At 40.6% G+C, this 19,294-nt stretch carries 15 protein-coding genes; 2 read left to right on the top strand and 13 right to left on the bottom strand.

All coding sequences use genetic code 11. The features are described from left to right. Positions 1-84: 84 nt before the first annotated feature. The 4 genes from PUND_RS17415 to PUND_RS17400 are packed head-to-tail and all read right to left on the bottom strand — an operon-like array spanning position 85 to position 6,852. Entirely contained in the window at positions 85-1,110 is a 1,026-nt protein-coding gene (locus PUND_RS17415; RefSeq protein WP_010388996.1) for a zinc-binding dehydrogenase, read from the bottom strand. A gap of 11 nt (positions 1,111-1,121) precedes the next feature. After that, on the bottom strand, positions 1,122-2,531 hold the full coding sequence (locus tag PUND_RS17410; RefSeq protein WP_010388997.1) for a TolC family protein: 1,410 nt from the start codon (positions 2,529-2,531) through the stop codon (positions 1,122-1,124). Further along, positions 2,524-5,673, bottom strand: a complete 3,150-nt coding sequence (locus tag PUND_RS17405) for an efflux RND transporter permease subunit (RefSeq protein ID WP_010388998.1) — start codon at positions 5,671-5,673, stop codon at positions 2,524-2,526. Before PUND_RS17405 ends, PUND_RS17410 begins: the two co-directional genes overlap by 8 nt. A gap of 9 nt (positions 5,674-5,682) precedes the next feature. Continuing rightward, positions 5,683-6,852 carry an efflux RND transporter periplasmic adaptor subunit gene (locus tag PUND_RS17400; RefSeq protein WP_010388999.1) on the bottom strand — a complete coding sequence of 390 codons (1,170 nt, stop codon included), beginning with the start codon at positions 6,850-6,852 and terminating at the stop codon, positions 5,683-5,685. Positions 6,853-6,969: 117 nt separating this feature from the next. Between PUND_RS17400 and PUND_RS17395 the strand changes: the two genes are divergently transcribed. Beyond that, the gene (locus tag PUND_RS17395; RefSeq protein ID WP_010389001.1) at positions 6,970-7,908 is read left to right on the top strand and encodes a LysR family transcriptional regulator; all 939 of its coding nucleotides are present in this window, start codon (positions 6,970-6,972) and stop codon (positions 7,906-7,908) included. 12 nt (positions 7,909-7,920) lie between these two features. On the opposite strand, the gene PUND_RS17390 is transcribed toward PUND_RS17395, so the two are convergent. Continuing rightward, complete coding sequence (locus tag PUND_RS17390; RefSeq protein ID WP_010389002.1) at positions 7,921-8,934, bottom strand: GGDEF domain-containing protein; 1,014 nt, start codon at positions 8,932-8,934, stop codon at positions 7,921-7,923. Positions 8,935-9,043: 109 nt separating this feature from the next. After that, a complete protein-coding gene (locus PUND_RS17385; protein ID WP_010389003.1) occupies positions 9,044-9,907 on the bottom strand; it encodes a DUF6279 family lipoprotein in 864 nt (287 codons plus the stop codon). A 311-nt stretch (positions 9,908-10,218) separates the two neighbouring features. On the opposite strand from PUND_RS17385, the gene PUND_RS17380 reads away from it, so the two are divergent. Beyond that, positions 10,219-10,944 carry a tetratricopeptide repeat protein gene (locus PUND_RS17380; RefSeq protein WP_010389004.1) on the top strand — a complete coding sequence of 242 codons (726 nt, stop codon included), beginning with the start codon at positions 10,219-10,221 and terminating at the stop codon, positions 10,942-10,944. A gap of 68 nt (positions 10,945-11,012) precedes the next feature. On the opposite strand, the gene PUND_RS17375 is transcribed toward PUND_RS17380, so the two are convergent. The 7 genes from PUND_RS17375 to PUND_RS17345 form a co-directional block, all read right to left on the bottom strand. Continuing rightward, positions 11,013-12,431 carry a coniferyl aldehyde dehydrogenase gene (locus PUND_RS17375; RefSeq protein ID WP_010389005.1) on the bottom strand — a complete coding sequence of 473 codons (1,419 nt, stop codon included), beginning with the start codon at positions 12,429-12,431 and terminating at the stop codon, positions 11,013-11,015. A gap of 188 nt (positions 12,432-12,619) precedes the next feature. Further along, complete coding sequence (locus PUND_RS17370) at positions 12,620-14,095, bottom strand: SLC13 family permease (RefSeq protein WP_010389006.1); 1,476 nt, start codon at positions 14,093-14,095, stop codon at positions 12,620-12,622. Between the two features lie 11 nt (positions 14,096-14,106). After that, the gene (locus PUND_RS17365; protein WP_010389007.1) at positions 14,107-15,063 is read right to left on the bottom strand and encodes a porin; all 957 of its coding nucleotides are present in this window, start codon (positions 15,061-15,063) and stop codon (positions 14,107-14,109) included. Between the two features lie 174 nt (positions 15,064-15,237). Beyond that, positions 15,238-16,605, bottom strand: a complete 1,368-nt coding sequence (locus tag PUND_RS17360) for a sigma-54-dependent transcriptional regulator (protein WP_010389008.1) — start codon at positions 16,603-16,605, stop codon at positions 15,238-15,240. Next, positions 16,598-18,328 (bottom strand): sensor histidine kinase, encoded by a 1,731-nt coding sequence (locus PUND_RS17355; RefSeq protein WP_010389009.1) that lies wholly within the window; start codon positions 18,326-18,328, stop codon positions 16,598-16,600. Before PUND_RS17355 ends, PUND_RS17360 begins: the two co-directional genes overlap by 8 nt. A gap of 172 nt (positions 18,329-18,500) precedes the next feature. Continuing rightward, a complete protein-coding gene (locus PUND_RS17350) occupies positions 18,501-18,764 on the bottom strand; it encodes a CBU_0592 family membrane protein (protein WP_010389010.1) in 264 nt (87 codons plus the stop codon). 161 nt (positions 18,765-18,925) lie between these two features. Next, positions 18,926-19,177, bottom strand: a complete 252-nt coding sequence (locus tag PUND_RS17345; protein WP_010389011.1) for a hypothetical protein — start codon at positions 19,175-19,177, stop codon at positions 18,926-18,928. Positions 19,178-19,294 lie beyond the last annotated feature (117 nt).

The following is a 19,294-nucleotide window of genomic DNA, read 5'->3' as shown; positions in this document are numbered from 1 at the left end:
ATACGGATTTGGTAATAAAGTAGAAACAAAAAAGCGCAGCCTAAAATTAGGCTGCGCTTTTTAAATATGGGAATGTGAGTAAACCTAGCTTATTTTAACCACTTGTTTACCTGTAAAACCACCTGCTAACTGGTTGTTTAATGCGCTAGAAACAGCCTTTGCGTTAAAATCAACAGCTAATACTTCTGGAGGAATTATTTCGCCATTAGAGACCGTTTCAAGCAACAAATTACCCATAAAACTCATGCGCTGCTGCGCGCATAGGCTATTGGCTAACCACGCGCCACCTAAGGATACAATACTAATATTGGGTGCTCTACGGTACATTAGCTGCTGTTCAAAATTAGGCAGTGGATTTAAACAAGCAATACGACCACAAAAACGCATTAGCTCGATATTTTGAATGGTCGATTCCCCACCCATAATATCAATAACGGCATCAAATCCTTGTGGGCCAAGCTCTCGGCGAATTTTGTCACATAAGGCTTTGTCATTGTAATCAAAGACTACATCAGCCCCTAGCTGCTTAACCAATTTGTGGTTACGCTTGGAGGCGGTTGTAAATACATCGGCACCACGCTGCTTTGCAAATTGAATAGCAAATTGACCTACAGCACCTGCCCCGCCTTCAACAAAGAGGGTATCGCCTTCAGTTACGGCTAATTTATCTAAGCTGATAAGCGCTGCCATTCCGGCGCAGGGCAAAGTAGCAGCCTTATCACTGGCTAATTGCTGCGGAATGATAGACACTGCATAATTAGGCACTTTTGCGTATTCGCTCAATATCCCTTGCTCACCAATACTGGCGTGCCACATTACACGCTCACCCACGCCAGGAAATACGCCTTTACCCGCTTTAACCACTACACCCACTGCATCCAAGCCTAAAACATGCGGATACTGCCATAAACAAAAGCCAGATTTAGCAAATTGCGCATCCACCGGATTTAAACCAACATACTCCACTTTTACTAACAGCTCATTACCTGTGCATTGAGGCACAGGTAATTGAATATCCGTTAAGTTAATATCCTCATTAGGCTCTATTAAGGCAATAGCCTGCATAGATGAAGGAATAGTATCTGGGTTTGTAACTACAGTATTAGGCATCAAAAACTCTACTAGTTAGTATTACTTAACGCGTAACTCCATCGTCCATTAAATGACTGGTAAGCATTTACCTTAGCCAGTAACGATGAAATAGTTGAATCAACAGCATTTTCTTGTGCTATTAAAACATCCTGACGTGCATCTAACAACTCTAAGTAAGGAATTTGCCCTTCTTCATACATTGCTTGTGCTTGTAAAAATGCATTATTAGCAAACTGATACCGCTGCTCAGCAAAACGCGATTGCTGTGCTTGATTGACCAAGTATTGCAATGAAAGTTCACTCTCGTTAATGGCCTTTAACACCACTTGTTGATAGTCAGTATAAGCAGCTTGACTTAAAAACTGCTGCGCATCACGCTGAGCCAACAACGCAGGATAACTCAATAAAGACCATTGTACTTGTGGTGCAACTTGCCACTGCTGCTGGGTGTCGCTAAAACCATTACTGCCCAGACTTAGTACGCCCGCAAAACCACTTAAGCTGATATCGGGTAATAGAGCTTTACTGGCTGCCACACTTAAACTATTTGCTTGGCTAAAGTTATATAATGCTCGGCTAATATCGGGTCTTAGTGCAATCGCTTGATTAGGCTTTGCTAATGACACTTGAAATGCCTTACTCAATATAGCGCGTTCATCATCAATACTCAGTGATTGCGTTGGTTGTGCACTCAATACCGACAGCGTAGATAAGTCACGAAACTTAGCATATTCAATCGCCGGAATGAGCGCTTGTTGCTGCCTAAGTTGCGCCATGGTGCGGTTTAAATCAAGCTCATTTGCCACACCTTCATCTACTTGCGCCTGCAGCACTTGAATGCTTTGTTCAAGTGCTTCTATTTGCATTTCAATAATTTGTTGCTTTTGCAGGTTGCCCTGATAGCTAGCAAACCCTTTAACCACAGATGACACAACTTCAATTTGTAATAGCCTAACTTGCTCTGCTTGGCTCATAGCTTGTGAATTTGCGGCATCAACGAGTGCAGTTATTCGACCAAATAAGTCGAGCTGCCAGTCAAGTGCAACATTTGCACTTGACTGTCGGCTATTGGTATCGCCTAGTCCACTTCGTTTAGCTCCAACCTCAACACCGCCTTGCGGTAAGTATTGTGCTTGTTGTTCACCAATACGTGCCAGCGCACTTTTAAGCACTAACTGACTCGTTTGTAAGTCGTAGTTATTAGCCAAAGCCTTGCTAACAAGCTGGTTTAATTGCGCTGAACCGAGCTTGTACCACCAGTTTTGCTCATCTTCACCAACATACTGTTCTGCTGATATTGCTTGAGCAACAAACTCGTTTACTTGTTGTTGCTCAGCTGCTGTATCTATTTTGCTCGCACAGCCAGATAACACTGCAATCGCTAACACTGAGCCTAAAAATGCCGGCATTTTAAATTTGTTTAAATGTAATTTAGTCATTTGAAGACTCCTCAGCGCGCTGCTTTTTTACCACCAGCATGTAAAACACTGGCGTAAATAATAGCCCAAATACAGTCACACCAATCATACCTGAGAATACTGCGTTACCCATTGCATGACGCATTTCAGCACCGGCACCGGTTGCCAACACTAACGGAATAACACCCGCGGTAAAGGCAATTGAGGTCATTAAAATAGGACGTAAACGCATGCGACACGCTGCCAACATAGCCTCAAGGTGCGATAATCCAGTGTCGTGTTTATCTTTGGCAAATTCCACCATTAAAATGGCGTTTTTAGAGGCCAGTGCCACCAGTACAATTAACGCTATTTGGGTAAATATATTGTTGTCTGAGCCTACAAACCACACCCCTAATAACGCAGAGAATATAGTCATAGGTACAATTAAAATAATGGCCAATGGTAAACGTAGGCTTTCATACTGTGCAGCCAGTACCATAAACACAAGCAATACCACCAGTGGGAACACGTACACCATAGTATTGCCGGCAAGTACTTGCTGATACGTTACCTCAGTCCACTCATATTCAATACCAGTAGGTAGCGTTTTCGCCAATACATTTTCAATCGCTGTTTGCGCTTGGTCTGAGCTGTAACCTGGCGCTGGGCTGCCGTTAAGTTCAGCACTTGGGTAACCGTTGTAGTGCATAACACGATCAGGGCCTATAGTTGGCGTTACCGTAAGCACTGAGCCTAGTGGCACCATATTACCTGCACGATTACGTACTTTTAGGTTTAGTATTTGCTCTGGGTCTACCCTAAATTCAGCATCTGCTTGAGCATTTACTTGGTAGGTACGACCAAACATATTAAAGTCGTTTACATACACTGAGCCTAAATAAATCTGCAATGAGTTAAATACTTCATCAAGCGCAATACCTTGGATAAGTGCTTGTTCGCGGTCAATATCAATATCCATTTGCGGTACTTGAATTCTAAAGCTTGAATACAGCCCCATTAACGCCGGATCTTTTTGCGCCGCAGCAATCACTGATTGCAAGCTATTAAATAATGCTTCAAAGCCTTTGTTTGCTCTATCTTCAATTTGCAGTTTAAAGCCACCTGTAGTGCCTAATCCTTGAATTGGCGGTGGCGGAAATACAGCCACAAACGCTTCATCAATAGCTGCAAAACGTTGGTTTAGTTGCGCTGCAATAGCCGAAGCCGACATACTCGGATCGGTACGCTCTGCAAAAGGCGCCAATGGTGTAAACACAATGCCGCTGTTAGGGCTATTAGTAAACCCATTTACAGATAGACCAGGGAACGCCACGGTGTTTGCAACACCAGGAACCTCGAGCGCTATTTGCTGCATTTGTTTTACTACCGCTTCAGTTCTGTCTAAACTTGCTGCATCTGGTAGCTGCGCAATGGCAACTAAGTATTGCTTATCTTGCTGTGGTATAAAGCCACCAGGTACCGCGTCAAACAACTTAATCGTGCCGCCAACTAAAGCAACATAAGCAACGATTACCACCACGCTCATACGAATAAGCTTTTGTACTAGCTTTTCATACCCTGTTGCACCACGGTTAAACAGTCGGTTAAATGGCTTGAATAACCAGCGACCAAATAACTTATCTAATAAGCGGGTAAACGCATCTGGTTTTGCGTCGTGCGATTTTAACAATAAGGCTGCTAGCGCCGGTGACAATGTCAGTGAGTTAAACGCTGAAATAACTGTTGAAATAGTTATGGTTAAAGCAAATTGCTTATAAAACTGTCCAGAAAGTCCAGTAATAAAGGCCGTTGGAATAAATACCGCACACAATACCAATGCAATGGCAATAATTGGGCCGGTTACCTCTGTCATTGCAACGCGTGTTGCTTCAAGCGGCGATAAGCCGTTTTCTATATTTCGTTCAACATTTTCCACCACTACAATCGCATCATCAACCACAATACCTATAGCCAGTACTAAACCAAATAGCGATAAGGTATTAATAGAAACACCAAGCCATTGCATTACAGCAAAGGTACCAATGAGTGAAACTGGCACAGCTATAAGCGGAATAATAGATGCGCGCCACGTTTGTAAGAATACAATAACTACAATAACAACCAATGCGATTGCTTCAAGCAATGTCGCTATTACCGCATCAATAGAGCCACGAACAAACACAGTTGGATCATAAACAATGTCGTATTCAACACCTTCAGGAAAATCTTTCGATAAACGTGCCATGGTTTCACGGACCTGATCTGAAAGCTCAATTGCATTTGAACCCGGACGTTGAAATATTGGCATTGCCAATGCGGGTTGATTATCAAGTTCAGCACGCAGTGAGTACGAGTCTTGGCCTAAGTCAACACGCGCCACATCTGACAAACGCGTAAGTTGCCCTTGCTCACCTACTTTAATAATAACCTGCTTAAACTCTTCAATGCTGTTTAGGCGGCCTTTCACGTTTAATAAAATTTGAAATTGGCTATCGTTAGAGATTGGTTGAGCACCTAAGCTACCCGCTGCAACTTGCTGATTTTGCGAGCGCAAAGCAGCCACAACATCGATTGCTGTAAGCTCACGTGCTGCTAATGCATCTGGATTTAACCACACACGCATAGCATATTTACCACCACCAAATAACTGAATATCACCCACGCCAGGTAAACGTGCTATTTCATCTTTAATGTTTAAATCGGCATAATTTGATAAATACGCCGTATCATGGCTATTCTGGGGTGAATATAAATGCACCACCATGGTTAAATCGGGTGATGACTTTTCAGCAACTACCCCTAAACGCTGTACCTCTTGTGGTAACCGCGGTAATGCACTATTTACTCGGTTTTGCACTTGTACTTGAGCACGGTCTAAGTCCGTCCCTAAGGCAAATGTTACGGTTAAAGTCATGCGCCCGTCACTGGTCGCTTGTGAAAACATATATAACATGTTTTCAGTGCCGTTTATTTCTTGTTCAAGCGGTGTTGCCACTGTTTGTGCAATAACCGTTGGGTTTGCGCCCGGGTAACTGGCTGTCACTACCACTGTGGGTGGCACAACTTCTGGGTATTCACTGACTGGCAGCTGAAATAAAGAAATGCCACCCGCAATCAAAATAATCAGCGACAGCATGGCCGCAAAAATCGGTCGCTGGATAAAAAAGTGTGAAAATTTCATTTAATAACCTTATTGCTTAGCAACTAAATCGGCAGGGTTAGCAGTGAGTGTAAATGCCACACCTTGGGTATTAATTGTCACTTTATTTGGTGATATTGGCATGCCCGGCCCTACGCGAGCTGGCCCATTCACGGCAATCACATCACCCTGTTCAAGGCCAGAGGTAATGGCACGTAATGCGCCATAGCGCTCACCTACAGTAACCAATTTATATTGCAGTACATTATTTTCGCCCACAGTAAGAACAAAACGATTTTTTAAATCAGTACCAATAGCTCTATCTGGAATAATGACGGTTTCGCGTATTGCATTGGCAGCCAATTTAATCCGTGCAAAAGAGCCTGAGCGTAGCTCGTTACTACGATCTTCAAATACCGCTCGTACACGTAATGTGCCAGTAGAAGCATTAATTTGGTTATCTATAAAGTTGATGTGGCCGTTGTAATTAAAATCACTCTGCCCTACTTTTTGCATAACGACAGGTTGCTTGCTTGATGCAGTAACATCATCAAATGCATTGTTCCAAGTGCGTTCATCGACATCAAAGTAAGCATACATTTTGTCATTAGACACAATTGAAGTGAGCACGCTTTGCCCGGCAAGGATGTTGTTACCTTTAGTGATGTTTGCGCGAGAGATAATTCCATCAATAGGTGAAACCACAGAGGTAAACTCTAAATCAAGTTCTGCGGCTTTAAGCTGCGCTTTAAGTGCAGCAAGTTGTGCTTCACGCTGACGTAACGTTGAGGTACGAGCTTGCGCTTGTTCTGTAGAAATTGCTTTACGCTCAGTTAGACGCACCGCACGTGATGCTTCGCTTTTTGCTTGTTCAAGAGCCGCTTGTGCACTTTTAACTTGAGCTTGTAAACTAGCTACCGTGGCTCTAAATGAACGATCATCAAGGCGAAATAACACATCACCTTGCTTAACAGCATCCCCTTCTTTAAATTCAATTTGCTCAATAATGCCTGATACACGCGGCATTAATGCCACTTTTTGCGGTGACTCTAAGCGCGTTGTATAGGTATGCCAACTTTGTACAGGCTTGACCAGGACTTGGGCTACATCAATAGCTTGATATTGTTGTGCGGGTGCTGATTGCGCTGTGCTTTCCTCAGCACAACCGGTCAGAGTAATCAATGCAACAGATAAGGCTGTAGCAACTAAGTGTTTGTTCATAACGACGCTCCTGTTAATTAGGCGATACATAATACGGAACATACTTGTTGACAAAAACAATAGATTTTTAAATTCATTAGTGCCAAAATGGCATCAAAGTGACACAATGGTGCAATAATGGATACAACAAGCCGACTCTTAATGCTGCTTGAAGTGGTTGAGCAGGGATCATTTGCTAAAGCTGCTGAAATACGCAACATTGATCGTTCCGTGATCTCTAAACAAATTAGTCGTTTAGAAGATGAGCTAGGCGTGAGGCTATTAAATCGAACCACCCGCTCGTTTTCACTTACCGCAGCAGGCGCTGAAATGATAAAAAAAGCGGACGAGTTGCGAAGCCTACTCGGCGATACCCTGCGTATGGCAGAGAATTATCACTTAGAACCTCGTGGCGTATTAAAAATTACCTCATCGACTTTAATTGGTCGGCGTTATTTACAACCAGTGATCAACGATTTCCAAAAGCGCTTTCCGCAAGTAGAAGTAGAACTTCGTTTAGATGATCGGCTTGTCGATATTGTCTCAGAAGGATTTGATTTAGCATTTAGAGTAGGTGAGCCAAAAGACTCCTCTTTGATTGCTCGAAAGATTGCGCGTAATCGTTTATTACTTTTAGCTTCCCCTGCATTTATCGAAACCTATGGAATGCCGAAAAACATAACTGATTTAGCACAATTACCCGCCGCTAGTTACGCAAGTAGTTCACTGCGAGTTGATGGAGTAAGTTACTACAACCACCTGGGTGAACAATGCGAACAAAAAATTAAAAGTGTATTTAGAGCCAATGATGCTGAAGCACTGTTAATGAAAACACTCTCTGGGACCACTTACGTTTTAGCTCCCGCGTTTATATTGGATAAAGAAGTGATTGATGGACAACTGGTGCCTTTATTAACGGATCTAAAATTAATGGAACACAGTGCCATGTATGCAGTATACCCACATCGTGATTTACCGGTAAGAACCCGGTTATTTTTTGATGCTGTACGTGAATATATTGGTAAAGAAAAACCGATTTGGGAAAACAGTATTCCTGATTTTGAACAAATGTATTAAGCCGCAATAAACTTAACCATGCACTAAAATATCAGTACAGACCTCGTTGCGACCAGTTTCTTTGGCTTTATAAAGTTGTTTATCAGCCAAGTCTATTAGTTCACTTAGGCTTTGTTGCTGGTATTGAACAACGCCTATACTAGCGGTTAACTTAATGGTTTCACCATTGGCAATGATGTGCTTATTTTGTATTGCGAGTCTTAACTTTTCTGCAATTGCTAAGGCTGCTTGCGGGCTATCAAAATTGCTCATTAGTGAAAACTCTTCACCTCCCACTCTAAATACATACCCTTTAGCAAAAGTGACACGCAATAATGTTGCTAGCTCAACCAACACTTTATCGCCCACCTCGTGCCCATACTGATCATTAATTTGTTTAAAGTAGTCTAAATCGAGTAAAAATAAGTAAAGTTGAGATTTATCTCTGAGCTCTACTTCAAAATACTGGTTCATTGATAAACGATTACCAGCACCGGTTAGGGGATCGAGTAACGCTAAATTTTTTAAACGTTTCGAAAAATCAGCTCTATTACCTTCAAAAACATGAGATATGGCCCATATGCTTATGTATACGAATAATAAGTTAAGCCCTATGTTAAAAGCTGAAAACGATGAATGTGGCAGTTTTTGAGATAACACCATCAACTGCAAAAAAAGTAATGCCGAAGACAAAATTAACCCATAACGCCTACCAAGTAGTAAGTAATAAAGAATAGGCAAAATAAATGTCCATAAAAACAGACCGTTTTTAAGGGGGGCTAAGTAAGTGCCGCACAACACAATTAAAGAGATGGCTAAACACATGATAATGGCATGCCAGCGCTTAGGGTAGTGTTTTTGTGAGTGCTTAAAAATATACAAGCATAATAAGGAAAAGCCGACTTCGAGACCACCAACAAGGTGTAAATTATTTACTGATAAATTAAAAACGGCAAACACCAACGACAAAAAACCAAAGCAAATACACATCCATTTAAGAACGTGCTTGCGTAGCGTTTTTGTACTATTAAGAGCAGCTATATCCATGGATAACTTAAAATATTTTTGATGGCTTATAATACCCCTGAAATGCAAAAATCACAATTTTCAGCTAAATAAGCCAGTAAAAACAAGCAAAAAGAATTAGAAAACAACCTCAATCTGTAAGCAAGTCATTAACAGTACCCACTAAATCTGCAAATTCTTCGTCAACATGCGCTAACTGTTTAACGCTCAGCGTTTTATTTAACTTGAGTAGCAAATGCGCATAAGCTTTTAAATTTTGTTCATTTTGCTCAAGCAGCTCATTACTCATATATTGCTCACGCTCAGTGATAATGGTGTGTAATTGCTGGGTAAACTCTGCCTCGCTAAGTGTTTGCTGGCTAAAAAGGGCTTCAAGTGCGGCTAAACGCGTTAGTTTATAGTCGTACCATAAATCACTGGTAGAGATATGCCCACTATTGGCTTGTGATATGAGCGTTTGCTGCTCAGAAGTGAGTTTGCCAAGCCACTGCTTGTAATAATCTAGTTGCCTCTCTAAGCGTTGTTGTTGGTGCTCCTCTTTAGCTAATGAAGCGTGCTCTTGGATTTCATCATTAATTTGCTCGCGAATATTTTCTACCATTTCACTTCGCTGTGATGGGGTTAAGGTCAGCGCTAACTCAATTAAAGGGTCACTAGTATGCAACAGCAAGTTTCGCCAATGCTGCTTCACTTGGGTTATTTTATCCATCAACTGCGCAGTATCGGCTTCATTGTTTAGCAATTGTCTTAGGTCGAGTAAATCGGCTTTATATTTTGGTAATTCAACTTCACGATGCCAATCTCGGGTGTCGTTAATAATCGCTTTTAACTGCTTAGATTGGCTTTTATTAAGATCAACGTAATCATCTATCCAAAATGACGATAACCAACCTAGGTTGTTATAGGCAAATGTCGTTGAACAGCTGGTAATAAATAACAAACTGGTTATAAAAATAATTTTGCCTAGTTTTATATTTTTTAAATTATTTAACATGAAAAGACCCCGTTGTATGATGCTTTGGTTGCCAAAAATCATCATAAGTAATTATGTAAGCTACTGCTTGCTTTTATTTTTTTCATTTTTCTATAGAATCGCAAGCTAACGCAATTTATATCATAGCTATGTGCTTAAGTTTAGAATTTTTGAGCTATAGTTAAAGCTACTTGTTAATACGTTTGTATATCTAATTTATAAACGTTGGCGTTATTGATTTAGCTCATAATTTATTAGCTACTCGAGTAAGAAGTAAATGATTAATCGTTATGATGCTTACCAACAACGATAACTAATTTGGAGACATGCATATGTCACAGTCTAATTTAAAAGCAATGTTCTTTGCGGGCATTATACTTGCTACACCTTATGCTTATGCAGGGCTTGAGGAAGGCATAATAGCTGCAAACGCAGGGCAATTTGAGGAAGCACTAAAAGAGTTTAATTACCTTGCAGACAAAGGCTATGCCCCAGGTATTTACGAACTAGGTAAGTTGTACGAGGGCGGACATGGAGTTACTCGCGACTACTACAAAGCTGCAGAGCTTTATCAACAAGCAGTTAAAAAGAATCATGTAGATTCGATGTTTGCACTTGCAGTATTGTATGACGAAGGCAATGGCGTAAAGTTAGACAAACAAATGGCTATTAGCTTATTTGAGAAAGCAGCCAATAAAAACCTTCCTGCTGCACAGTATAATTTAGGGGTAATGTACGCCAACGGCGATGGCGTGAGCCAAGATTATAAAGCCGCCAGAACATGGTATGAAAAAGCCGCCGCAAATAATTACACTCTTGCACAATTTAATTTAGCACTGATGTATTTCGAAGGCTTAGGAATGCCAAAAAACCTTGAAATGTCGTATGTGTGGAATACCATTGCTGAGTATAACGGTAATATGCAAGCTAGTCACAGTCGTAAACTTGATGAACGCACTATGCTCCCTAAGGAAGTCGCTGAGGCTAAAGAAAAAGCCGATGCTATTTATAATAAAATTTTAGCGGGTACTTATGCGGGTGAAGGGCGAATGTTTTAAGCCAAAAGAATAACTAAAAAAGCTGAATGAAGTGATTCATTCAGCTTTTTTATTTTAAGTACTACAGGCTATTTTACATAAAGCCACTTTAGCACTTTGATCAGTAATTTATTTTGTTTAAGTAATAAACCTATACGCGGATTAAACGAGCCTGATACTAAGGTATTTTTTGCATGGCTAAAGGTTAAAAAGCCTTCTTTAGCATGATAATGCCCCATTCCTGAATGACCCACCCCGCCAAATGGTACATCATCGGCAGCTACTTGTATTAATGTATCGTTAACGGCAACGGTTCCGCTAAGTGTTTGCTTAATAATGTACTGTTGCGCTTGCTTGTCTTGGCCCAAAATATAAACCGCTAATGGATGATGGCGTAGTCGAATATAATTAAGCGCATCATCTAATTTGTCATAACTCATAATCGGTAAAATAGGCCCAAATAACTCTTCTTGCATTAATTGCATCTCGTCGGTGACATGCGTCACAATATGCAGACCCATCCGGTGTTTTTCAGCATCTTGTTGATTTTGCTCAAGTGGCTTTGTTATTTTAGCGCCTTGTTGTTGTGCTTGTTCTAAATAACCTAGCAGACGTTGATAATGAGCTGGACTAATAATAGAGGTCAGGTTTTTCCCTTCAACACCTTGCTTAAAGTGCTTTTTATAAAGTGTGCACAAAGCTTTAATAAACTGATGTTCTAGTGCTTTAGGAACAAATACGTAGTCAGGAGCCACACATATTTGCCCTGCATTGGCCATTTTGCCAAATAATAGAGCACGAGCGGCTTTATTTACGTCTGCTTTTTCTAACACAATGACTGGCGATTTTCCGCCTAGTTCTAAAGTGACTGGTGTTAAATTTTTACTCGCTGCGCCCATGACCAACTTACCGACCGCTGTTGAGCCAGTAAATAATAAATGTGCAAAGGGTAATGATGAAAACTCACTCGCCACCTCGCTGCCACCTTGAATAATGGTGCAGTGTTGGCTTAATTCACCTATAAATATTTTTTCAAGAACCGCATTGGTATTAGGCGTAAATTCACTGAGCTTTAGCATAACCCTGTTGCCCGCTGCAATCGCGGTGATGACCGGCACCAATGCCAATTGAATAGGATAGTTCCACGGTGCAATCACACCCACCACGCCAATAGGCTGATAGGTTACACTTACTTTTGAGGGCCATAAGCTTAACCCCGCGCTGCGATGACTAGGCTTAGACCAGCGAGGTAACTTTTTAATAATATGTGCAAGCCCCTGCATGGTGGGCAAAATATCACCTACTAAGGTATCAAAGGCCGTTCGGTAACCAAAATCTTTAGATACTGCAGCAATTAAGTCTTGCTCTAGCGTTACAATGTTAGCGCGTACTTTCTTGAGTAAAGCAAGGCGTTGCTCAATGGGTAAGTAAGGGGTGTTTTCAAAAGAGTGCTTTAGTTCATTAAATTGTGAACGCAAAGTCCCTGTAGATAATGTATCAGTGGTCAAAATAGGCTACTCGATTTATAACGTTTTCAAGACTATAACCTTGATCTGTTACACGAGCAATAAAGAGTGATTTTGCAACATAATGAAAAGCGTTGCAAAAACACTCATAAGGTTGGTTGGAACTCATACCGATGCACAGCTTTTATGTGCATCGGTTATCTGTTTTGTTAGTTGATTAAAGTGGGTTATTAAAAGCCAAAAACCTGGGCTGCTATGGTCATTGTTACTAAGGTAATTAAAACTATAGCGACAATATTTAACACACAGCCAGCACGGATCATGTCTTTCATTTTAATTTCACCCGAGCCAAACACAATCGCATTGGGTGGTGTGGCTACTGGCATCATAAACGCACAACTACACGCAATCGCAGCTGGAATAACCCACACTAACGGACTGCCAGTTATTGACTCAGCAACAGGCCCCAGCAATGGTAAAAAGCCTGCGGCTGTTGCCGTATTACTGGTAATTTCCGTTAAGAAAGTAATGAGTGCCACCACCACAAGAATGCTCATAACTAAAGGAATTGCACTGGCACCCTCAATCATGTTGGCAATGTAGACAGCTAATCCAGATGATTTAATTTGCGAGGCTAGCGTCAAGCCACCCCCAAATAAAAGCAACACACCCCAAGGTACTTTAGCTGCACTTTCCCAATCTAAAATTCGCTCATCACTGCCTTTATTTGCAGGTAGTACAAATAATAATAATGCCGCTGCAATAGCAATACCCGTATCTGAAATTTTAAGGCCGGTTACATCGCCTAGTAATGGTCTAAATATCCAACAAATAGCTGCAAACGCAAATACAAACAACACGCCCTTTTCAGCACGTTGCATTTCACCTAATTCTTTTAGCTGCGAAGAGAATACCGCTTTAGTATCAATTCGCTTGTTTGCTTGTACATTCGCATCAACTTTGTAGGTAAATTTAGTTAGCCAAATCCAGCTGATGATTAACATGCCAAGTGCTAATGGCACACCAACTATCATCCACTGGGCAAAGCCAATTTCAATCTGGTAGCTATCTGATAGGTATGCAGCCATTAATGCATTCGGAGGAGTACCAATTAAAGTAGCAATACCACCAATACTCGCACCATAAGCAATAGATAGTAAAAGTGCTTTACCAAACCCCTCATTACTAGGATCTGAGCTTTTAACTAAATGAGTGATAGATAAGGCAATAGGCAACATCATTACTGCGGTAGCGGTATTAGACATCCACATTGATAAAAATGCAGTCACTAACATCATGGCTAAAATTTGTAAGCTTGGTTTTTTACCTGCATAAAGCATAGTTCTTAATGCAATACGCTTGTGTAACCCCCAACGCTCCATAGCAATTGATATTAAAAAACCGCCTAAAAATAAAAAGATCAATGGATGCGCATAAGGAGCTGCAACACTTTTTATAGCCGCTATATCTACGATAGGCGAAATCACTAAAGGAAGTAATGCGGTAGCAGGAATGGGCACAACTTCACTTACCCACCACGACGCCATCCAAAATGCTAAGCCTGCAGTTTTAAAAGCAGCAACCGACATTCCTACTGGCGGCTCAACTAAGCAGGTCAGTAACATTACACATGGACCAAGTAACAACAACAGCCATTGCATAAACGGCTTTTTATTGGCGTTATTTTCTAAAATACGTTTTGTCATATTAACAGCCTTTAAAATTTATATTTAAGACCAAGCGCAACACTGTTATCAGCATTCTCTTCTAGGTCGAGGTCAGTATATAAAAGGTAAGCGGTAGTTTGCTTATCAAAGATGTAGTCTACACCAGTAGTCCACTGAGTAGCGTCTGATGCTTGACGTAGTTTTGAATCATCTTTTGCAAATTGTACTTTAGGAACCCATTTATCGAGCTTGTAACTTGCACTTAACACATAACCATTCCCTGATTTAGTACCATCAATTGATTCTGAATGTTGGTATAACGCACCTAATTTTAGCTTTTCAAATTTATACACGCCTGCAACACGACTTGCTTTAATGTTATTAAGTGAGTCAACATGGCTAATTGAAATAGAGTAAGGTGTTTTATTTAAACTACGGTCACCATAAATCAGGGTTGCCGCAAATCCTGCTTCGTTATCTTTGTTGTCATCTTTTGGCGCATAGGTAAATGAAAACTGTGCATTGTGCCAGTATTTAGAGGTATAAGTAATGGTGTCGCCTAATCGGTCTTGTCCGGCAATAACTTGTGAAATATCTGCTTGGGTTTCGTTAAAGTTATCAAGCTTGCCTTCTGAATATTTAAAGCGAGTGTCGTTTCGCCCTACGACCACTTCACCAAACGCACCTTTTAGGCCAAGGTAAGTATTACGTGCTGCAAAAGGCTCATTGGTATCGTCGTGTTCAAAACCTTTTACTTGAACCTCGTATTTAAATACGGCAGTAAAATACTCATTTAATTTATGGTCCCCTTTAATACCAATACGCGAAAAAGGGGCATCTATTTGTGTGCCTTCATCTGCGTAACGCATAATGCCAGTATCGGTGTTGGCAATTTGTACTTCGGCTTTACCATACACAGTGTAATCTGCAGCAAACGCTGTTACAGGTAGTGTGGCAGCACTGCATAACGCAGCAAGTACTGAACCTTGGAATAGATTATTTTTCATTATGTATCCTAATTATGTGATGTTACTTGTTGTCTACAACTGTAGAGCAAGAACATGACCAACTAGATAATAACAATAAATTTCAGTGACTTAAAAAATAAAACCATGATAAAAAGCTTTGAAATGTGCGGATTTCCACACACTTTAAATACCTACTTTCACCATTTCCACCCACTAATCGGTAAACATATCTCGATTAAGGTTATATTTACTCATTTTATCGTAGAGGGTTTTGCGCGCGATTTGCAACGTTGCCATGGTGTCTTTAATACTGCCATGATTAAGCTCTAAGGCTTCTTCAATTAAAGACTGTTCATAAAAGCTGACCTTTTCTGCAAGGCTTAAATCCAATGATAACGAAGAGCCACTACTGCTTGAGTCACTCTGTGCAAAAGCCAGATCGGGGCCAAGTAATACCGCTCGTTCAGCCTGGTTTCTTAATTCACGAACATTGCCAGGCCAATCATGCGCAAGTAGGCGCTGTTGTAACTCAATATTAAGCGCACCCAAAGGTTTATGAAAACGAGTGGCCGCAATAGAGCTAAAGTACTTAAACAACAAAGGAATATCGGCTTTTCTATCTCTTAATGCGGGAATACTCACTTTAACTAAACTCAATCGATAATATAAATCGGCTCTAAACTCACCTTTTTCTACTAACGAAAGTAAATCGACCTTGGTGGCCGCAACAATACGAATATCAAGGTCAATGGCTTTATTTGCCCCTACAGGGGTAACTTTTCGCTCTTCAAGCACCCGTAGTAATTTAACTTGTAGTGACAAGGGAGTGCTTTCAATTTCATCTAAAAAAACCGTGCCGCCTTGTGCAAACTCAAACTTGCCTTTGCGATCTTGTGTTGCGCCGGTATATGCACCACTAACAGCACCAAACAATTCACTTTCTATTAGTTGCTCAGGCACCGCGCCACAGTTAATAGCCACAAACTGACAGCTTGAACGGTTACTATGATCATGTAAGTAACGGGCAACCAATTCTTTACCTGTTCCAGTTTCACCTTCAATTAATACATCTGCGGGTGTATCAATCACTGTGTTGAGTAAGTTCATCATGTGCTGCATTTTAAGGGTCTCGCCTAAAATGCGCACACCGGGCGCGGAGGTCTTTTCAACCGCACGCTTCAGAGCTCTGTTTTCCATAACTAAAGCACGTTTGTCTGAGGCCCTAGCAATGCAATCTAATAAATTTTCGTTCAGGGGTTTTTCAAATAGATCATAAGCACCTAACTGCATTGCTCTAACCGCCACAGAAACATCGGCATAACCTGTTAAAAATATTACCGGAAGTTCACTGTCGAATGCTTTTACCTGCTCAATAAAAGTTAAACCATCCATAGTTGGCATATTTATATCACTGAGGACAACGCCATAAAAATTGCGACTTAAACGGCTTAAAGCAATACTCGCATCACTAAAGCACTGCACCTCATACCCTTCGAGGGTTAAAAGCTGATTTAACGAATCACGGATCATCGCCTCATCATCAATAACAACCACTTGCTTACAAACAACGGCTTCAATCATTTTTTGGGGCCTCTATGCTTGATAAACTAATAATAAACTGTGCACCGCCTTGAGGGCGATTGTGCGCCGTTAAGTAACCATTAAATGAATCAATAATTTGCTTTGATATTGATAAGCCCAGCCCTAAACCATTACTTGACTTGGTACTGTAAAAGGGTTCAAAAATAGATCCCAGCACATGGTGTTCAATACCTGGACCACTATCTAAAATAGAAAGCTTAACGCGCTCCTCAAAACACTCAACATCGAAACTAAGCTCTCGTTTAGGCTCACCTTTCATTGCTTGTGACGCATTGGTGATCACATTAACCAGTACTTGTTCAAATTTTAATGCATCAACCCACACCGTGATCTCTTGCGAAAACTGCGGAGCACTGACGTTAACATCGTCTTGTTTAAGTTGCGGGTGGGTGATCATCAACGCATTGTTTAGTAACGCCGACAGTGGATGTGGTCGCAATTGCATTGTCGCCGGCTTACTAAAGTGTTTAAGCTGCGCCACTATTTTATGCACCCGCTCTACCAAATTCTCAATAATAATTAAATTTTCACTTAATGCATTGAGTTTCCCCTTTTTGAGGAAAATTTTAGCGCTTGCCAAATAAGTGTTCATGGCGCTCAGTGGCTGGTTAATTTCATGATTAATACCCGCACTTAGTTGCCCTATTGTGGCTAATTTTGCCGACTGTACTAGTGCTGTTTGCGCTTTTTCAAGCGCTTGGGTGCGCTCTAATACTTCAAGTTCTAAACTGTGACGCGAGTACAGTAATTTTTTATATCCGGCAAAGCGTGCCAATAAGCTATATCCGACAAAAATAAATACCCAATAAAACAACACCAGCCATAACAATCTGGGCACCTGTAATGCATTTATGCTTGAAATATCAACCAATACCGTCATGGTTGCATTTAGGTGTGTCAGTGGTCTTGAAGCGGCAACATATTCATCTTTAGCAATTTTAAATTGCTCAATGCCCTGACTTTTGTAGCGCTGCTGCTTTATTTGTAACGGTTGATGATCTAAGTAAGCACGGCGCTGTTTAATATCGCGACGTGTAGTAATATCAAGCTCTGTAAACGTGTTTAAACGCCATGCTGGCTCATCTGACATAGCAATAATTTTATCCGCAAGCTGTAAATAAAAATGACTGCCTTTTGAAGTATTTAATAACGAACGATCGTTTTCAAATTTAGCCACATTAATTTTTAGTGCCACAACGCCAATGGCTTTGCCATCTTGGTAAATAGCCTGCGAGAAGTATATTCCGCGTTCTTTCGAGCGTTGTCCAAGAGCAAAGTAGGCGACCTTTTCTCCGGCAAAAGCTTGTTTAAAGTAAGGCCGGAATGCAAAGTTGCTCCCTAAAAACGTATAGTCGGTTTGCCAGTTGCTACTGGCAATAACGTCGCCATGAGTATCTAATATATATACATCTGAGGCACCGCTGGCTTGTTGAATATCAGCCAAGTAATTATTAATTGCATTGAAGTGTTGTGATTCATTATTAGTAAAACGAATCAATAAATTATTTTCAGTAAGGAGCTGAGGAATAGCTGCAAAGCGCGCGAGTTCATTATCAATATAATTATTTAATTGAATGACCTGTTGGTCAGCTTGAATTTTAGCTTGGCCTAAATCATAAGCACGGCCAAATGAAAATGTAACCACTAATAACAGCACTAACAGAATACAAGCAAAAATAATTTTTTTAGGGATGGAGAACATAAACGCCTATGACACCAAGGTGCCAATAATAAGTAATAGCCACTATTGTATCGATTTATAGGTCTTTGCAGAAGAAACTTTTTGTTAACAAGTGTATTAAAACTAAAAAACCGTGAAACTAAAAATATCTCACGGTTTAATTCCCTGCAAGGGGATGCTGTTTTAGCTTAATCTACGCTTTTGCAAGCGCTGGCTTGTCTTTGAAGTACTTATACAAACCAATTAATGAGGCTGCGATCCAGAATATTTCAATTACAAAACTCGCTAAGTTAAAGTTATAGCAAAGACTAATAAGTAACAAAATAGCGCCACTTAAATTCATTAAATTATACGTCAAACTTTTTGGCGATACTTTATTTAGTTGCAGTAAAAAAAACGAACCAACCACTAAAAAAGTGCCACTCATACCAACAATATCAAATAAAAGTGCAATCACACGTCTATCCTTTTCCATTTTAAAACCCAACTGACTGGCCCAATCCATGGGGAGGGTTTTTTTCAATCATTGAAACAGCAAAACCAGCGAAGTTTACCAGTGAAAAAAAAGCAAACAAGGGCTTATGTCCGCCTCTTGATAGTTTGGGTTAAATAGCTACTTTATTTAAAAGTGACTTTACCACCTATCATTTTATAAGCTGCAGTCCCTCTTATAGTCGCTGGGCGAGCAAAAGGCCGCTCACAGCCTGGACATACGCATTCAGTATGGGTGTGATCTTGGGTTATTCTTTCTATAAAGCATTTTACTAAAGCACCTTTCCCCCCTTTACGGTATTTGAATAACGGTGCCTTACACGCAGAACAAAATATATCGACCGTTTTTGTAGGCCCTTTTTTATTGGGCTTAGCCATACTTCCTCAATCATTACTTTTTGATTAGTTAATAGCATATGCTATCACATGATAGAAAAGAAATTGATGGGCGTAGGAATTAATAATCAGAGTTATGTTTATTAAGTAATTAGATTA

The organism is Pseudoalteromonas undina (assembly GCF_000238275.3).
In the GTDB taxonomy this organism is placed as follows: Bacteria; Pseudomonadota; Gammaproteobacteria; order Enterobacterales; family Alteromonadaceae; genus Pseudoalteromonas; species Pseudoalteromonas undina.
This window is presented reverse-complemented; position numbering and strand designations above follow the sequence as displayed.

What these genes read in the sequence shown, in the direction of transcription:
- PUND_RS17415 (WP_010388996.1), bottom strand. Translation starts at nt 1,110, where the DNA reads ATGCCTAATACTGTAGTTACAAACCCAGATACTATTCCTTCATCTATG.
- PUND_RS17410 (WP_010388997.1), bottom strand. Translation starts at nt 2,531, where the DNA reads ATGACTAAATTACATTTAAACAAATTTAAAATGCCGGCATTTTTAGGC.
- PUND_RS17405 (WP_010388998.1), bottom strand. Translation starts at nt 5,673, where the DNA reads ATGAAATTTTCACACTTTTTTATCCAGCGACCGATTTTTGCGGCCATG.
- PUND_RS17400 (WP_010388999.1), bottom strand. Translation starts at nt 6,852, where the DNA reads ATGAACAAACACTTAGTTGCTACAGCCTTATCTGTTGCATTGATTACT.
- PUND_RS17395 (WP_010389001.1), top strand. Translation starts at nt 6,970, where the DNA reads ATGGATACAACAAGCCGACTCTTAATGCTGCTTGAAGTGGTTGAGCAG.
- PUND_RS17390 (WP_010389002.1), bottom strand. Translation starts at nt 8,934, where the DNA reads ATGGATATAGCTGCTCTTAATAGTACAAAAACGCTACGCAAGCACGTT.
- PUND_RS17385 (WP_010389003.1), bottom strand. Translation starts at nt 9,907, where the DNA reads ATGTTAAATAATTTAAAAAATATAAAACTAGGCAAAATTATTTTTATA.
- PUND_RS17380 (WP_010389004.1), top strand. Translation starts at nt 10,219, where the DNA reads ATGTCACAGTCTAATTTAAAAGCAATGTTCTTTGCGGGCATTATACTT.
- PUND_RS17370 (WP_010389006.1), bottom strand. Translation starts at nt 14,095, where the DNA reads ATGACAAAACGTATTTTAGAAAATAACGCCAATAAAAAGCCGTTTATG.
- PUND_RS17365 (WP_010389007.1), bottom strand. Translation starts at nt 15,063, where the DNA reads ATGAAAAATAATCTATTCCAAGGTTCAGTACTTGCTGCGTTATGCAGT.
- PUND_RS17360 (WP_010389008.1), bottom strand. Translation starts at nt 16,605, where the DNA reads ATGATTGAAGCCGTTGTTTGTAAGCAAGTGGTTGTTATTGATGATGAG.
- PUND_RS17355 (WP_010389009.1), bottom strand. Translation starts at nt 18,328, where the DNA reads ATGTTCTCCATCCCTAAAAAAATTATTTTTGCTTGTATTCTGTTAGTG.
- PUND_RS17345 (WP_010389011.1), bottom strand. Translation starts at nt 19,177, where the DNA reads ATGGCTAAGCCCAATAAAAAAGGGCCTACAAAAACGGTCGATATATTT.